The sequence below is a fragment of the Pseudomonas flavescens genome (assembly GCF_013408425.1).
GTDB classification, from domain to species: domain Bacteria; phylum Pseudomonadota; class Gammaproteobacteria; order Pseudomonadales; family Pseudomonadaceae; genus Aquipseudomonas; species Aquipseudomonas fulva_A.
Genome location: NZ_JACBYV010000001.1, coordinates 2,374,526 through 2,388,459 on the forward strand (window position 1 = coordinate 2,374,526; position 13,934 = coordinate 2,388,459).

Annotated in this window: 13 protein-coding genes and 3 pseudogenes; 8 read left to right on the plus strand and 8 right to left on the minus strand. The window is 58.1% G+C overall.

The annotated features are described in order from the left end of the window. Window positions 1-48: 48 nt before the first annotated feature. On the minus strand, window positions 49-555 hold the full coding sequence (locus tag FHR27_RS10480; RefSeq protein WP_179538536.1) for a hypothetical protein: 507 nt from the start codon (window positions 553-555) through the stop codon (window positions 49-51). Window positions 556-643: 88 nt separating this feature from the next. Between FHR27_RS10480 and FHR27_RS10485 the strand changes: the two are divergent. After that, window positions 644-916 (plus strand): annotated as a pseudogene (locus FHR27_RS10485) (RNA 2'-phosphotransferase); the annotation flags it as partial. Here the strand turns inward: FHR27_RS10485 and FHR27_RS10490 are convergent. From FHR27_RS10490 to FHR27_RS10510, 5 genes and pseudogenes are all read right to left on the minus strand, one after another. Further along, the gene (locus FHR27_RS10490; protein ID WP_179537470.1) at window positions 888-1,274 is read right to left on the minus strand and encodes a DUF6960 family protein; all 387 of its coding nucleotides are present in this window, start codon (window positions 1,272-1,274) and stop codon (window positions 888-890) included. The pseudogene FHR27_RS10485 and the gene FHR27_RS10490 overlap by 29 nt on opposite strands. A 1,159-nt stretch (window positions 1,275-2,433) precedes the next feature. After that, window positions 2,434-2,766, minus strand: coding sequence for a hypothetical protein (locus tag FHR27_RS10495; protein ID WP_179538537.1), 333 nt, complete (start codon window positions 2,764-2,766; stop codon window positions 2,434-2,436). Between the two features lie 295 nt (window positions 2,767-3,061). After that, complete coding sequence (locus FHR27_RS10500; RefSeq protein ID WP_179538538.1) at window positions 3,062-4,237, minus strand: hypothetical protein; 1,176 nt, start codon at window positions 4,235-4,237, stop codon at window positions 3,062-3,064. Next, entirely contained in the window at window positions 4,234-4,662 is a 429-nt protein-coding gene (locus FHR27_RS10505; RefSeq protein ID WP_179538539.1) for a hypothetical protein, read from the minus strand. Before FHR27_RS10505 ends, FHR27_RS10500 begins: the two co-directional genes overlap by 4 nt. A gap of 299 nt (window positions 4,663-4,961) precedes the next feature. Then, window positions 4,962-5,576, minus strand: a pseudogene (locus tag FHR27_RS10510) (two-partner secretion domain-containing protein); the annotation flags it as partial. A gap of 412 nt (window positions 5,577-5,988) precedes the next feature. Between FHR27_RS10510 and FHR27_RS10515 the strand changes: the two are divergent. The 6 genes from FHR27_RS10515 (at window position 5,989) to FHR27_RS10540 (ending at window position 10,499) form a co-directional block, all read left to right on the plus strand. Beyond that, window positions 5,989-6,192 carry a CBS domain-containing protein gene (locus FHR27_RS10515; RefSeq protein ID WP_373565120.1) on the plus strand — a complete coding sequence of 68 codons (204 nt, stop codon included), beginning with the start codon at window positions 5,989-5,991 and terminating at the stop codon, window positions 6,190-6,192. Between the two features lie 95 nt (window positions 6,193-6,287). Then, the gene (locus tag FHR27_RS10520; protein ID WP_179538542.1) at window positions 6,288-7,199 is read left to right on the plus strand and encodes a DUF72 domain-containing protein; all 912 of its coding nucleotides are present in this window, start codon (window positions 6,288-6,290) and stop codon (window positions 7,197-7,199) included. Beyond that, window positions 7,196-7,975 (plus strand): endonuclease/exonuclease/phosphatase family protein, encoded by a 780-nt coding sequence (locus FHR27_RS10525; RefSeq protein WP_179538543.1) that lies wholly within the window; start codon window positions 7,196-7,198, stop codon window positions 7,973-7,975. The genes FHR27_RS10520 and FHR27_RS10525 overlap by 4 nt, the downstream gene beginning before the upstream one ends. Next, the gene (gene clsB, locus FHR27_RS10530; RefSeq protein WP_042555691.1) at window positions 7,972-9,204 is read left to right on the plus strand and encodes a cardiolipin synthase ClsB; all 1,233 of its coding nucleotides are present in this window, start codon (window positions 7,972-7,974) and stop codon (window positions 9,202-9,204) included. The genes FHR27_RS10525 and clsB overlap by 4 nt, the downstream gene beginning before the upstream one ends. Further along, window positions 9,201-10,193: a lysylphosphatidylglycerol synthase domain-containing protein gene (locus FHR27_RS10535; protein WP_179538544.1), complete on the plus strand. Its 993-nt coding sequence runs from the start codon at window positions 9,201-9,203 to the stop codon at window positions 10,191-10,193. The genes clsB and FHR27_RS10535 overlap by 4 nt, the downstream gene beginning before the upstream one ends. Window positions 10,194-10,286: 93 nt before the next feature. Beyond that, entirely contained in the window at window positions 10,287-10,499 is a 213-nt protein-coding gene (locus FHR27_RS10540; protein WP_179538545.1) for a DUF3079 domain-containing protein, read from the plus strand. On the opposite strand, the gene FHR27_RS10545 is transcribed toward FHR27_RS10540, so the two are convergent. Beyond that, complete coding sequence (locus tag FHR27_RS10545) at window positions 10,496-11,722, minus strand: PrpF domain-containing protein (protein WP_257026881.1); 1,227 nt, start codon at window positions 11,720-11,722, stop codon at window positions 10,496-10,498. The two genes, FHR27_RS10540 and FHR27_RS10545, sit on opposite strands and share 4 nt — an antisense overlap. 619 nt (window positions 11,723-12,341) lie before the next feature. On the opposite strand from FHR27_RS10545, the pseudogene FHR27_RS26920 reads away from it, so the two are divergent. Then, window positions 12,342-12,449, plus strand: a pseudogene (locus FHR27_RS26920) (GNAT family N-acetyltransferase); the annotation flags it as partial. Here FHR27_RS26920 and pdxR read toward each other — a convergent pair. Continuing rightward, window positions 12,446-13,918 (minus strand): MocR-like pyridoxine biosynthesis transcription factor PdxR, encoded by a 1,473-nt coding sequence (pdxR, locus tag FHR27_RS10555; protein ID WP_179538546.1) that lies wholly within the window; start codon window positions 13,916-13,918, stop codon window positions 12,446-12,448. The pseudogene FHR27_RS26920 and the gene pdxR overlap by 4 nt on opposite strands. Window positions 13,919-13,934: the final 16 nt, after the last annotated feature.

A 13,934-nucleotide genomic window follows, 5' to 3' on the forward strand; every position in this document is an offset into this window, starting at 1 on the left:
ATCCTCGGCATAAAGACCTCCGTCCATCGAGACCTTTAGCTTAGCTGATCAGATAGAAAATAAATCTGTCGACCTTTCCGAAAAACCCAACGACACTGCCACCTCAAGTGCAACTTTGGCATAACTTATATTACCATCCGGGCCTGGCTGCTTTTTCATTTCATCAAGCGCATATACAATTTGCAACTTACAGCCAGCTCGAAACAATTCAACATCAGAGCTTTCATTTACGTATATACCAATGTCAATCACCGAGCCATCTTCCACCAACAACTCAACAGTGTTGTTTTCTGCTGTATTATCCTGACCAGCCGCGTAGGCGCGAACAATAATCCCAGAAAAGAAAAGGAGCGGCACATTTCCGAGATAAATATTGCCCCACCACTCCTGAGACCCATACAACCCATACTTACCTTTAAGCCCCAGCAGAGGCTTGCCAGAATTCAAAGTTAACGCTTGAGCAGCAGCAACGCGGGCTGGATCTTTCTGCAATTCTTTCGAGTGTGAATAGACGACTTTCATTTGACAATGTGCGCCATCAATTTTTAACAACATCACTACTTACCTTTACGCACGGTTTTAGGGGACAGACCACAACTCACTCAAAGATCGAGAAATAATCGTGGTATATCCCCTATTACTACCAGAATTTCTCTATCATGGCACCGCCACACGCTTCCTAGAGCCGATTCGTCAACAAAGGCTGATTGCTGGCAATCGCCACCATGTGCACCTGTCGCAGGATTTACAAACAGCTGTCACTGTCGGGCAACGCTATGGAAAACCTGTGGTACTAACAATTGAAGCTCTGCGGATGCACCAACAGGGCTTCAAGTTCTTTCAGGCGGAGAATTGGGTTTGGCTATCAAGCCATGTCCCCCCGAGCTTCATCGAATCGGCACAAGATCAGGCTTGAAATACTGTTTTGATGATCTCTTCCCACTAAATTCAAGATAAAAAATCGGCTCTACCCTTTTGTAGTGCCACTCAATATCGAAAATCACACCAACCTTTCCAGTTCCCAAAATTTTCGCCTCATCTAGAAAGCCAAATCCAGGGCATTGCACGACAACATAGAGATCAGGCCTTACAAAAAGCTCCTGATCTCTATATCTCAAGGTTAAATACCCATTAGACATCCCTGAACAACTAAATAGTTTCCCATATGGCCTGATAGACCGAACTGCATCTAGAGAGTCAGGGGCGACTAAATTATCGCCCAGCTCGGGAGACCACGGATATATTCCCCAAGAACCCGCAAAGTTAGTCTGCATAGGATTTGTACCCTTGAAAGTCTTTACTGAAGTACTTGTCCGGAATGCTGCCAAAGGTATTCTTTGCAGCCTCCAGCGACCCTGCGCCTGGCTTGAAGTGGCCTGATGCGTTATCCACCGAGTAAATCTTGCCGCCCCTTATTTCAACGATTCCAGCCCCCAAAACTTGAGGATTCTCCCCCCCCGACAAGTGTTGGGTGAGACATTTTCTGACCAGAGCGCGTACCTATTATTAGATTGCCTTTCTGGTCGATCACATACATGAACTGACCATTTGTGTTTTGGTATTAGGGGACAGACCACGATTCACTCAAAGATCGATAAATAATCGTGGTCTGTCCCCTATTACTCTACCCAACTTGCGGTAACCAAACGGGAAATATACCTGCGCTCACTGAGGTATTCTTTGTAATCCTCAAAAAATTTGTCAGGCGACAAATAGTATTCTGTGCGCGCGTGCCCCGCGCGAAAGAGCATAGAGTAGACACCGCCAACAGACATCTGCGATTCGTTGGCAATAACACCGGGAACTTCTACAGATAGACTGTCGAATCGAGAGTTATAGCTATAGTCAGGCCAATTACGACAGGGGGCCTGTTTGAATAAGAGCGGTAACTCAAAACTGATACGCTGCATATCGGTGACGCGCTGCTTTGCTCTTTCGCACAAGGGATAAAGAATACTCCCATTAGTTCTAACCTCACCATATTTAACTTCATACCCGCCACAACCCGATAGAATCGACGACAACAAGACCAACAACAAAAACCACTTATTCAATGTAACCTCTTGGCATTGCCATACTCATCAATCAATGTAGAAAAGGGGACTGATTTATTTAATCTTCAACCACCCGAAAAATAAATCTGTCCTCCTTTCCGCTTTAAAGAGCGGCTGATCCGCGTAGTATATAGGCAGGTGAAAGAGGTCGCGATGAACGACGGATTACGCTTCGCTAATCCATCCTACGAGTTTTGATCCGCCTTACCGCGTCAAGAATCCGTCCCCTTTCCGCTATTGAGGCTTTCAGCATAGTCCATCAGCAATAAAATAAATCTGTCCCCTTTCCCCTGTCCCCTTTTTCTCTAAAGTGCCAGATCAGCTCGACACGAGACTTTTACAGATAAATCAACATCAGCGCGACAATACCAATGTGATACTACCTCAAGAACATATCGATATCGTCTAGGGCATCCGCAATTTGCCCTGAGATTATGTTGTCATCTAGATGCTCACGAAGAGCAATGAGTACCTTTTCTTTATCAAGCTGGCGGTGAATCCTTGCTATATGTCCAAGACAAGTTGCTGCAAGCCCTCTAACATCAGGGATTTCGTTGCGGAGAAATTCTAAGCATTTATTCTGTGCCCACCTCCAATCAGAATCATTTAAAGCAACGGAGACAAGTGCCTCACAAATGCTCTTAACATCCCTCGAAGCAAAAGCTTTTTCTAAAGCTCGCTTATTATAAGGCTGGGGGTCTTGATAGTTCATTATCGCTTTCCACCAGTAAGAATATTACCTTTACGATCAACCATACCTGCCTGTTGCAGGGCTTTTTGCATGTCTGGATGCAAATCACTCCAAGAACGGACATGGCTGTGATAAGTCGTATCCGCGCTTTGTCAAAAACAACAAAATCTTTAGAATCGGTTTTAGGGGACAGACCACAATTCACTCAAAGATCGAGAAATAATCGTGGGCTGTCCCCTATTACTTTTGCCCCCTATTACTCCTTATTCAAACCCGTAAAGAGGAGTGACCGCCGTCAAACCCTGCAATTAAAATCTCACTCACCTATAATTTTCAAGCCTGGCGGGAAGTCCATTAAATGCACATCTATCACTCGCCCCAATACCGGATCATTACGAATGCCGATTCCATTCTGATCGCTGTAATAGGGTGGAACCCTGTACCACTCACCAGCGTAGTGACCTGTAGCCCTAAAGTCCTCTACCAGAGATTTGCCATCTCGTGAAAGTCGAGAGGATCGGATTTCGGGGCGCTCACCAAGTTTGAGTTGCAAGGACATTAATTTAGCTTCCAGCTCTGCAAACTGAGCATGAGTTACTTTACGCAACATTCGCTCTCCATCGGCTCTACCAATCAATTGTCCATGGGGCCTTAAGAGCTCTGCCCAGCTTCTTGGCCCGACCGGATCTGGCATTTGATAACCGCACTCGCGCAAGAAAATAATAGCGCGCTGACGATTGGGACCGTCGCGAAATCTGCGCATAGCTGTCTTATTATCGTAACTCTCCTTCAACCTCTTACAAAAATCAGCACGATAACTGTCCCACAAAGCTAAACGCTGTTTTGGAACACGGTTGATCTGTAAGCTGGCCAGTACCGGCTCAATGAGTTCCCTGTCTAGGTTGGTTGGAGCGTGGCCTGGCGGTAGCTTCTCGCTAGCATCAATATGGATGGGGAAATTCGAGCCGCTGACTGACTCCCAGCAGAAGTAGTCGAGCACCCTGCGAAGAAAAAGTCCGGTATCGCTATCCGAGTAGAAACGCGCACAGCGCCCACCTTGCCAGTCCACCCAACTTGCGGTAACCAAACTGGAAATATACCTGCGCTCACTGAGGTATTCTTTGTAATCCTCAAAAAACTTGTCAGGCGGCAAATAGTATTCTGTGCGCGCGTGCCCCGCGCGAAAGAGCATAGAGTAGACACCGCCAACAGACATATGCGACTCGTTGGCAATAACACCGGGAACTTCTACAGATAGACTGTCGATTCGAGAGTTATAGCTATAGTCAGGCCAATTACGACAGGAGGCCTGCCTGAACAAGAGCGGTAATTCAAAACTGATACGCTGCATATCGGTGATACGCTGTTTTGCTCTTTCGCACAGGGGATAAAAAACCACTCCATTCTTCACCACCCCATATTCCATTTGATAACTTCTGCAACCGCTTAGCAATATCAGCAGAAACCCCAAAGTTAAGAAATATTTACTCATTCAATCCGCCTAAAATCACCCTGCCTATCAATCAGTGTTGGCTTGATTACAATGTCACGTATCTGTGCATCCGCACTCCCAGGCGCCGAAGGCTTGCAGAAGACACACGCATAATTGCTGTGCGGACTGCCCTCGCCAAACAAGCTGGTCACACTAAGCAGCGCACCCCAGATGCGCGCCGCCGGATCATCCGAATACTGCGCATTGCCTCCCAGGAATAGCGGCAAATCGGAGACCGTATCGGTCTTCGGCAAAAGGCCGAAGAATACTGTCTCATCAGGTCGGTTCACTTGAAAAAAGCTATACCCTCTTCCGAAGCTGCCAGTCTCTGCATCCTCGTGGAACTGAATAGCATCCACCGGCGCCCCAGAGAGCTGGATGGTGTTCAGCGTTGCAGTAGGGCTTCCTCCGTTGGAAAAATCCAAGCCCTTCATAGCGACCCAAGTCAGCAAACCACCTTGACTATGCCCATAGATATGTAAACTATCTGGCCCGGCATCAATACCCTGCTGAAACAGACCATTTAGGTTCTTCGCTGTGCCAGAACGGACATCCCCTGCAAGCTATTATCGAACGCGGACTCGAGCAGGTTGAGAAGGCTCTCATCTTCATACTTTTCATCGCTCCATTTCTTCTGCTGGCATCCTTCATCCTCTCCGCAGGACGCCATATCTTCCGCAAAAGCCGAAACATCCGAGTGTTCCAGATAGTTGTACTGCGTAGCCCTTCCAGCCACCTGCGCCCCGATTTGCAGCGACTTCTCATCGCTGCCCTGAGCTGCGGGAGTCAACACGCCAATGACGTCGAAGCTGCGCAGTTGGCCGTTTTCGATCACCGGGGCCCCCGTGCTCAGGGTCGCCCGCGGCGTGTTGATGAAGCCGCAGCCGTCGCAGGTGATGCCATGGGGGTTGGCGACGATGACGTTCGCCGCCTGCCCGGCCACTTCCGTGTAGCCCTTGAGCTGGCTGCGGTTGCTGCCGGTCACTTCGTTGAGGATGACCCCTGCCGCACGCCCCTGCAGAGTGGAGCCACCCAGGTTAGGGTTGCCAATGATGATGCCGCCTTGCTGGGTGCTCTGCAGCCGCTCGGTGGCGTTGTTGAGGATCAGCCCCTGCTGGCCGACGTTGTAGTCGGTGAATTTGTTGTGCGACAGCCCGCTGCCGTTGGGCGTGGCGATGTTGACGATCGGCACGCCATTGGCGGCCTGCCCCAGGCTGGTGTTGCCGCCCGCCTGCGCGTCCACGGTCAGTTGCGCGGCAGTGGCGGCGATGGGGTTGAGGAACATCACACCCGCCAGAATCAGGGCGATGTTTTGAAACAATGGGCTGCGAACGTCCATGTGCAGGTACCTCCTCCGAACATTCGATCCGCCGAACAGCCCAGGCGCAGATGCACTGGTGAATCAATCCCGGCCAAGCCAGCAGACGCATCGCGTTACGCGCCGTGGGGAAAATCTTCTCCAAGGCACGCACCGAGCACAAATGAACAAGTGTCAAATCCGCTGACCCTTCGTTTAGAAAAGTCTGCTAACCGCCCAATAAATGACACTTTTGTCTGACAAAAAACTTTCTGGTCAACGACGTCGAGCATCGCTCGATGCGGAACACATCTGAAGCGCCTGCCTAGCGAAAACCTTGAACCGCTTTCGGGATCCTCCAGTCCGATTTAAACCAGCGCCTGCGATGCCGAAGCTCACTCTGAAGCTGCCCAGTCGCCTCGCTGAACACCTCGACCACCGACCGGAGGACAGAATGACAATCAACGATATCACCTGCTCCGAAGACGAAGACGTCGGTCATGTGGCCCGCAACATGGGTGAGAACCTGATACGTCGTCTGCCGGTGCTGAGCCGCGAGAGTCGTCTGGTGGGTGTCGTTTCCCTGAGCAACATCGCCCAGGCCGGTGACAGTGACGCCAGCACGGCACCGTTTCGCAGCGTCACCGGAGCGCACTGAGCCATGCCGATACAGGCGACGAGAAGGCATCCGGTTGGGTGTGCGCCCTGCACGCGCAGCTTGCCGCTTGGCGCCTGTTGCTTGGGTGAATCGCCTTGAGCCGCATCCATATCGGCATCTCCGGCTGGCGTTACGCGCCATGGCGGGGTGAGTTCTATCCCCAGGGCCTGCGTCAGAAGGAGGAGCTGGAGTTCGCCTCCCGGGCCGTCAACAGCATCGAGATCAACGGCTCGTTCTACGCCTTGCAGACGCCCGAGCGCTATGCCGGCTGGGCCAGCGAGACGCCTGAGGGGTTTCGTTTCGCGGTCAAGGCGCCGCGCTACATTACCCACATACGCCGCCTGAACGACGTAGCCACGCCGATCGCCAACTTCTTCGCCTCCGGGCCTCTGCAACTCGGCGACAGACTCGGCCCGTTCCTGTGGCAGTTCCCGCCGAGCATGGCCTTCGATGAGCAGCGCTTCGCCGACTTTCTCGCCTTGCTGCCCAAAGATACCGAACAGGCACAACGCTGTGCCCGCGAAGCGGATCGGCAGAGCGAAGGCAGTCTCGACGCACCCCATCACCAGCGTCTGCGACATGCCGTGGAAATCCGCCATGGCAGTTTCCGGGACCCGGTCTTCATCGCCCTGCTGCGCAAGCACAAGGTGGCGCTGGTGTTCGCTGACAGTGGCGGCAAGTGGCCCTACGCCGAAGACCTGACGAGCGACTTCGTGTACCTGCGCCTGCACGGCAACAAGAAACTCTACGCCAGCGGCTACGATGAGCCTGCGCTGGCCCACTGGCACCAGCGCATCGCCACCTGGAGCCGCGGCAACCAGCCAGGCGATGCGCAATTGATCGATGCCCACAAGCCTCGTGCCAGGGCCTCGCGCGACGTCTACTGCTATTTCGACAACGATCTCAAGGTACGCGCCCCCTACGACGCCTACTCGCTTTTACAGCAGTTCGACCTGGCCGAGGGGCTGCCCAATGCCCCAGGCCGGTCGCCAGGAGTTTCCCAATGAGCACCCACCAACCGGCACCGACCGAACTGGCTACGGCGGTCCACACGCTGAAGATTCTCACGGTCAATACCCACAAGGGGTTCACCGCTCTGAATCGGCGTTTCATCCTGCCGGAGCTGCGCGATGCGGTCCGCACGTTGTCGGCGGACATGGTGTTCCTGCAGGAGGTGCACGGTACCCACGAGCACCACGCCAAGCGCTACGAAGAATGGCCAGCGACGCCACAATACGAGTTTCTCGCCGACAGCATGTGGCCGCAGTTCGCCTACGGCCGCAATGCCGTTTACCCCCACGGCGACCACGGCAATGCACTGCTGTCGAAGTTTCCCATCCTGCGCCACGAGAACCTGGATATCTCCATTGGCACCCAGGAGCAGCGCGGGCTGCTGTACTCGGTGCTCGACGTGCCGGGCCACGCCGAAGTACACGCCATCTGCGTGCACCTGGGGCTGCGGGAAATCCATCGCAAGCAGCAGCTCGGTCTGCTCTGCAAGGTGCTCGACCGCCTGCCTGCCGATGCGCCGGTGATCGTCGCGGGTGACTTCAACGACTGGCGCAAACGTGCCGACGGCTTGCTGGCCGCCAGCGGTCTGAAGGAAGCCTTCGTCAGCGAACATGGCGCGCCGGCAAAGAGCTTTCCCGCGCGCTGGCCGCTGCTCTGCCTAGATCGCATCTACGTGCGCAACGCAACCACTCACAACCCGCAGGTGCTGTCGACCCGCCCCTGGTCGCACCTGTCGGATCATGCACCGTTGGCTGTGGAGATACGGCTATGAAGTACGACTGGCGTGATGGCAACCAGGTCGATTTGCTGATCAACGGCGAGGATTTCTTTCCTGCCGTGTTTGAAAGCATCCGCAACGCCCAGCGCGAGGTGCTGCTGGAAACCTTCATCATCTTCGAAGACAAAGTTGGCATGGAGCTGCAGGAAGCGTTGATCGCTGCCGCGCATAACGGCGCCCGCGTGGAGATCACCGTGGACGGCTACGGTACCGCCGACCTGTCGAAAGAATACGTCGCGGCGCTGGTCGCTGCCGGCGTGCGCGTGCACATGTTCGATCCGGGCAAGCGCCTGATGGGCATGCGCACCAACCTGTTCCGCCGCCTGCACCGCAAGATCGTGGTGATCGACAGCGAGCTGGCCTACATCGGCGGCATCAACTATGGCGTCGATCACCTCATCGCCAATGGGCCGATGGCCAAGCAGGACTACGCGCTTCGCGTTCGCGGGCCGATCGTTGCCGATCTGCACGCGGCCAGCGAGCGCCTGCTGCAAGCGCGCGACGACCGTGAAGTGGCCCTGCGCCGCAGCAATCAGCCGACTCAGCATCGTCATGCAGGCAACAGCCGGATGCTCATGGCGATCCGCGACAACGGCGACGACACCAACACCATCGAACAGCATTACCTGGACGCCATCCGCAACGCCCAGCATCGTCTGGTGGTGGCCAACGCCTATTTCTTTCCCGGCTACCGCCTGCTGCGCGAATTGCGCAACGCGGCGCGGCGTGGGGTCAAGGTCACCCTGATTCTTCAGGGCCAACCGGACATGCCGCTGGTGCGGTTGTGCTCGCGGCTGACCTACAACTACCTGCTGCGCGACGGCGTGACCATCTACGAATACTGCCAGCGCCCGCTGCACGGCAAGGTGGCGCTGGCCGACCACGAATGGTCGACCGTGGGCTCCAGCAATCTGGACCCCCTGAGCCTGTCGCTGAATCTGGAAGCCAACGTGATCGTCCGTGACCCGGCCCTCAATCGCCGGTTATACGAGCACCTGATGGAACTGGCCACCTCGAGCTGCAAATCGGTGCCGCTAAAGCGGGTGATGCGCGGCTACTGGTGGCGCGCGCCGCTGATCTTCATGTGCTTCCACTTCCTGCGCCACTTTCCGGCCATCGCCGGCTGGTTCCCGGCCCACTCGCCACGGCTCAAGCTCTTGCAACCGAACGTCGAGGCGCCACAGTGCAACACCCTGCAGATCGACCAGGAGAAAGTCTCGTGAGCGAGCCCGACGACAAGCAAGGCAAACCGGTATGGCGCTGGGCCAAGCGCCTGCTGACCCTGTGCTTTTTCATCCTGGTGCCGGTGCTGCTGTTCATGCTGGTCAAGAACCTCGACTGGCAGGAAGTCAGCAAGGCCCTGCGCGGTTACAGCAGCGGCATTCTGCTCGCCGCGATCGGCGTCTCGGCGCTGAGCTACGCCGTGTACTCGAGCTTCGACCTGATCGGCCGCGCCTACACCAGCCACAAGCTGCCAGCGCGGCAGATCCTGCCGCTGACCTTCGTCTGCTACGCCTTCACGCTCAACCTGAGTTCCTGGGTGGGCGGCGTCGCCCTGCGCTATCGCCTGTATTCGCGCCTCGGCCTCAAGGTTTCGACCATCACCCGCGTATTGAGCATGAGCCTGATCACCAACTGGCTGGGTTACATCCTGCTGGCAGGCGTGATCTTCACCTTCGGCCTGCTCAAGCTGCCGGAAGGCTGGGCCATCGGCGCCACGGGCCTGCGCATCATCGGCCTGGCGTTGCTGGCGGTGGGCATCGGCTACCTGCTCGCCTGCCAGTTCTCCAAACGCCGAACCTGGAAGGTGCGTGGCCATGAACTGACCCTCCCTGCGCTGCCGATGGCGCTGTTGCAGGCGGGCCTGGGTGCACTGAACTGGTCGCTGATGGCGCTGATCATCTACCTGTTGCTGCCGGAAGAAGCCTTCTACCCGATGATTCTCGGCATTCTGATGATCAGCAGTATCGCCGGAGTGATCACCCATATCCCGGCCGGGCTGGGCGTCATCGAGGCGGTGTTCATCGCCCTGCTGCAGCACGAAATGTCCAAGGGCAGCATCGTCGCCGCGCTGATCGGCTACCGGGCGATCTACTTCCTGTTGCCACTGGCCGTCGCCTGCGTGGTGTATCTGGTGCTGGAAAAGCGGGCCAAGAAGCTGCGCCAGAACGGCAATCAGGACGCTTCCAGCGAAGCGACCGACCCGGCCTGAGGGTCAGCATCGACAGCGGCCCTGCTGACCCAGGTCAAGGGCCGCGACGCCAGACGCGCTAGCTTGAGTTCGAGACTCACAGGAGTGCGCGACATGGCCAAGAAATTCCCCCTGCTCCCGAAGAACCCCGAGCGCGTCTGCTGGGGGTGCGACCGCTATTGCGCTGCCGACGACCTGGAGTGTGGCAACGGTGCAGGCCGCACCCAGCATCCCAGCGAAATGCTCGGTGACGACTGGTACCTGCATGGCGACTGGGGCATCGAGCCTCCTCCCGCCGAACAGAACCCGAAACAGCGCCTGGTCTAGCGCTGGGTCAACGGCAATAGTGCTTCGACCAGCCCTGGCGATGCCCGATACAGCGGTACGTGGCCGCGCAACAATACCTGCGCCGTGCGCCGATAGGCGGCACTGCTGACCTGCAGTTTGCCGTCGCGCTCACGGGCCACCACCGTGGTGGCGAGAACGCCCGCCGGGTTTTCGATGGCCACCTCGATATCGGCGAACTCGCCAGACGGCGCGGCAAGCCCCGTAGCCACCTGCCAGGCCACTGAGCCCGGGATCAGTGCAGCAGCAGCCAGGCAGCAGCCACCGGAAACCGCCATCGAAGCATGCAGTGCCTGGGGCGTGAAATAACGCACCGAAATATTACCGCCTGCCTGGGGTGGGCCGACGATGCAGACCTTGGGCTGGGTTTCGCTGCGCGCCAGTTCGTCCGCCGTCATCAGCTCGCCGTCGCGGCGGCGCAGCTTCATCCGCAACCCCGCTTCGACCCACACGCGGCGCAGGTCGGCCATGAAGGCCTGGTCGTTCTGCAGGTCGGCGAGGGGCTCATGGGCGGTCTTGCCAAAATCGCTGGCCAGGGTGATGACCATCGGCACCGCCACATCCACACAGGACACCGCACGCCCGTCGATCTGTTCGACCGCCTGCCCGGTCGGCAGCAACTGCCCGGTCTTGGCGCCCACGGGATCGTGCAGAAACAGATCGACCGAGGGAAATTCGCCGCTGACACCGGGAATCGACGCACAGACCAGCGCGCCTTCGGCAGTACGTCCGATGCGCCCGGTGCTGATCACTCCGGTATTGCTGTTGCGAATGCTGATGTCACGGCTTTCGCCCGCCGCTGCCGTCACCAGGCCAACGTCCAGCGCCCACAGCGGCAACGCGCTGGACAGGTTGCCGCAATTCACGCTCCAGTCGATGGCGGCGTGATCACTGGCCAGTTGCGCCAGGGTGCTGACCAATCGCTCGCCGTCACGAGTCGCTTCCCAGTCGACGAAGAACACCTTGTTGCTGGTCGGCGCACCACGGCCCAGGCCGGTGATCTGACGATTGCCGGGCTGCGAGCCACTCAGGGGCACACCCATCAGATGGCGCAGCAGTTCCTCGCGCAGCACCGGATCCGCAGGCGCGAACGGTTCCCAGATCACCAGGCCGGTGGACGTCCCGCCGCGCACATGGTGCACCGGAAACTCGAGCAGGCCCTCACGCAGACGGGGCTGAAATTCGGCAGACTGCAACATCCGCATCGGCAGTTCCTCGTGCTTGGGTGGGCGCCCATCTTAACCTGTTCAGGGGCTTCGCCTGGTCGGGCGGTGGTGCGATCGTTCGGTCGGCTGAAGCCCACCCTACCCCCAGGGCATCGACCGTAGGGTGGCGCTTTAGCCCACCAATACCATTCAACACCGATGGTGGCTGGCTATTCAGAGCATGCGGCTCGGAGCTTCGGGCTGTGGGTGTTATCCGTGGTGGGCTGAAGCCCACCCTACCCCCAGGGCATCGACCGTAGGGTGGCGCTTTAGCCCACCGAAGCCATTCAACGCCGATGGTGGCTGGTGGCTCAGAGCATGCGGTTCAGTACTTGGGGCTGTGGCCGTTGTTGTGGTGGGCTGAAGCCCACCCTACTCCCCAGGAGCATCGACCGTAGGGTGGGGCTTAAGCCCACCAAAGCCATTCAACGCCGAGGTGGCTGGACGTTCAAAGCATGCGGTTCGGAGCTTCGGGCTGTGAGCGTTGTCGGTGGTGGGCTGAAGCCCACCCTACTCCCCAGGGGCATCGACCGTAGGGTGGCGCTTTAACCCACCAAAGCCATTCAACGCCGATGGTGGCTCAGAGCATGCGGCTCGGAGCTTGGGCTGTGAGCGTTAACGAATCATGCCCGACGGGCGCAAGTGCAACTCGGTGCGTTTCAGCATCATCGACAGTGGGTGGCCCGCCGTGAAGACTCGTCTACAGGCGAAGATGGCGCCTTTTTAATCAGACAGTTTCCAGGCACCCCGCAAGGCCTGCAAGGCCTCGCCGATCGCCTTTTCCGGCACCGCCGCGAAACCCAGTACCAAGCCAGCGCGATCGTCCATCGACGTATCACCGCCAGGTAGCCAGTAGTTGCTGAGTGGGTTGATCTCCACACCCACCGTCGCCGCACCGGCAACCAGTTCCCGTTCTCGCGCCAGGCTTTCGCAGCGCACGCTCAGATGCAGGCCGGCGTGTACATCGGGCAGCGGCTCGCAGCCCGGCAGACTTTGCGGCCAGCCCGCCAGCAGCGCATCCCGACGGGCGCGGGCGGCATTGCGCATGCGGCGGATGTGCCGCTGAAAATGCCCGGCGGCGATGAACGCGGCCATCACCGCCTGGGTGCCGACCTCCGAGTGGCGCATATCCACCGCACGACGCCGGGAGAAGGCAGTGGCCAGACGGGGTGGCAGCACCAGATAGCCAAGCCGCAGCGCCGGAAAGGCGATTTTGCAGAAAGTGCCGACATAGAGCACACGCTGCCCACGATCCAGTGCGGCCAACGGCGCCAGCGGCGTGCCGCTGTAACGGTACTCGCCGTCGTAATCGTCCTCGATGATCCAGGCATCGTTACGCTCGGCCCAGTCGAGCAGCGCCAGGCGCCTGGGCAGTGACAGCGTCACCCCGGTCGGATACTGGTGCGAAGGCGTGACATAGGCCAGCCGGCACGCCCCTGCCCGCTCCAACTGCGCGACATCCAGGCCGTCGCCATCGACGGCAATACCGCGCAGCTGCGCGCCGGCAACGCTGAAGGCATGGCCGGCGGCACGGTACCCCGGATCTTCGACGGCCACCGGATCACCCGGCTCGACCAGTAATTGCGCGCACAGGCTGATCGCCTGCTGTGCGCCGCAGGTGACGATGATCTGCGCCGGATCGCACTGCAGGCCCCGGCTGCTGCGCAGATAGGCGGCGATCAGTTCGCGCAGTTGCGGGTCACCCGCCGGATCGCCGTAGCCCAGCCGTGCCGGTGACGGCCTGCGCCAGAAACGCGCCGACAGCCGCGCCCAGGTCTCGAACGGAAACAGATCGAAAGCCGGCACGCCAACCCGAAACGCCCGCGGTGCGCCGGCTAACGGTGCCGGCAGATGGTACTCGTCGAGCCGTTGCAGCGCGGCGCTACTGGCCGTGCCCGGCACATCTGCGGCTGGCGGCTCCGCGACCGCGGAGATGGCGGCCACATAGGTGCCATCACCCACCCGGCCCTGCACGTAGCCTTCGGCATAGAGCTGATCCAGCGCACGGTTCACCGTATTGCGGGACACCCCCAGGCGCTCGGCCAATTGCCGGCTGGCGGGCAGTCGGGTGCCGCCAGGCAGACGGCCGTCGAGCACGCGTTCGCGCAGGGCTTGGTAGAGCTGGCGGGACAATCCCTTGCCAGGCTGCAGATGCAGGCCGGAAAGGTCGACCGGCAAAGAAGCTGAAGACGCCATTAATTGGCCCTACGAA

Bases quoted from the DNA above. Each gene is read 5' to 3' on its own strand.
- FHR27_RS10480 (WP_179538536.1), bottom strand. From the start codon at position 555: ATGTTGTTAAAAATTGATGGCGCACATTGTCAAATGAAAGTCGTCTAT.
- FHR27_RS10490 (WP_179537470.1), bottom strand. From the start codon at position 1,274: ATGCAGACTAACTTTGCGGGTTCTTGGGGAATATATCCGTGGTCTCCC.
- FHR27_RS10495 (WP_179538537.1), bottom strand. From the start codon at position 2,766: ATGAACTATCAAGACCCCCAGCCTTATAATAAGCGAGCTTTAGAAAAA.
- FHR27_RS10500 (WP_179538538.1), bottom strand. From the start codon at position 4,237: ATGAGTAAATATTTCTTAACTTTGGGGTTTCTGCTGATATTGCTAAGC.
- FHR27_RS10515 (WP_373565120.1), top strand. From the start codon at position 5,989: ATGACAATCAACGATATCACCTGCTCCGAAGACGAAGACGTCGGTCAT.
- FHR27_RS10525 (WP_179538543.1), top strand. From the start codon at position 7,196: ATGAGCACCCACCAACCGGCACCGACCGAACTGGCTACGGCGGTCCAC.
- clsB (WP_042555691.1), top strand. From the start codon at position 7,972: ATGAAGTACGACTGGCGTGATGGCAACCAGGTCGATTTGCTGATCAAC.
- FHR27_RS10540 (WP_179538545.1), top strand. From the start codon at position 10,287: ATGGCCAAGAAATTCCCCCTGCTCCCGAAGAACCCCGAGCGCGTCTGC.
- FHR27_RS10545 (WP_257026881.1), bottom strand. From the start codon at position 11,722: ATGCGGATGTTGCAGTCTGCCGAATTTCAGCCCCGTCTGCGTGAGGGC.
- pdxR (WP_179538546.1), bottom strand. From the start codon at position 13,918: ATGGCGTCTTCAGCTTCTTTGCCGGTCGACCTTTCCGGCCTGCATCTG.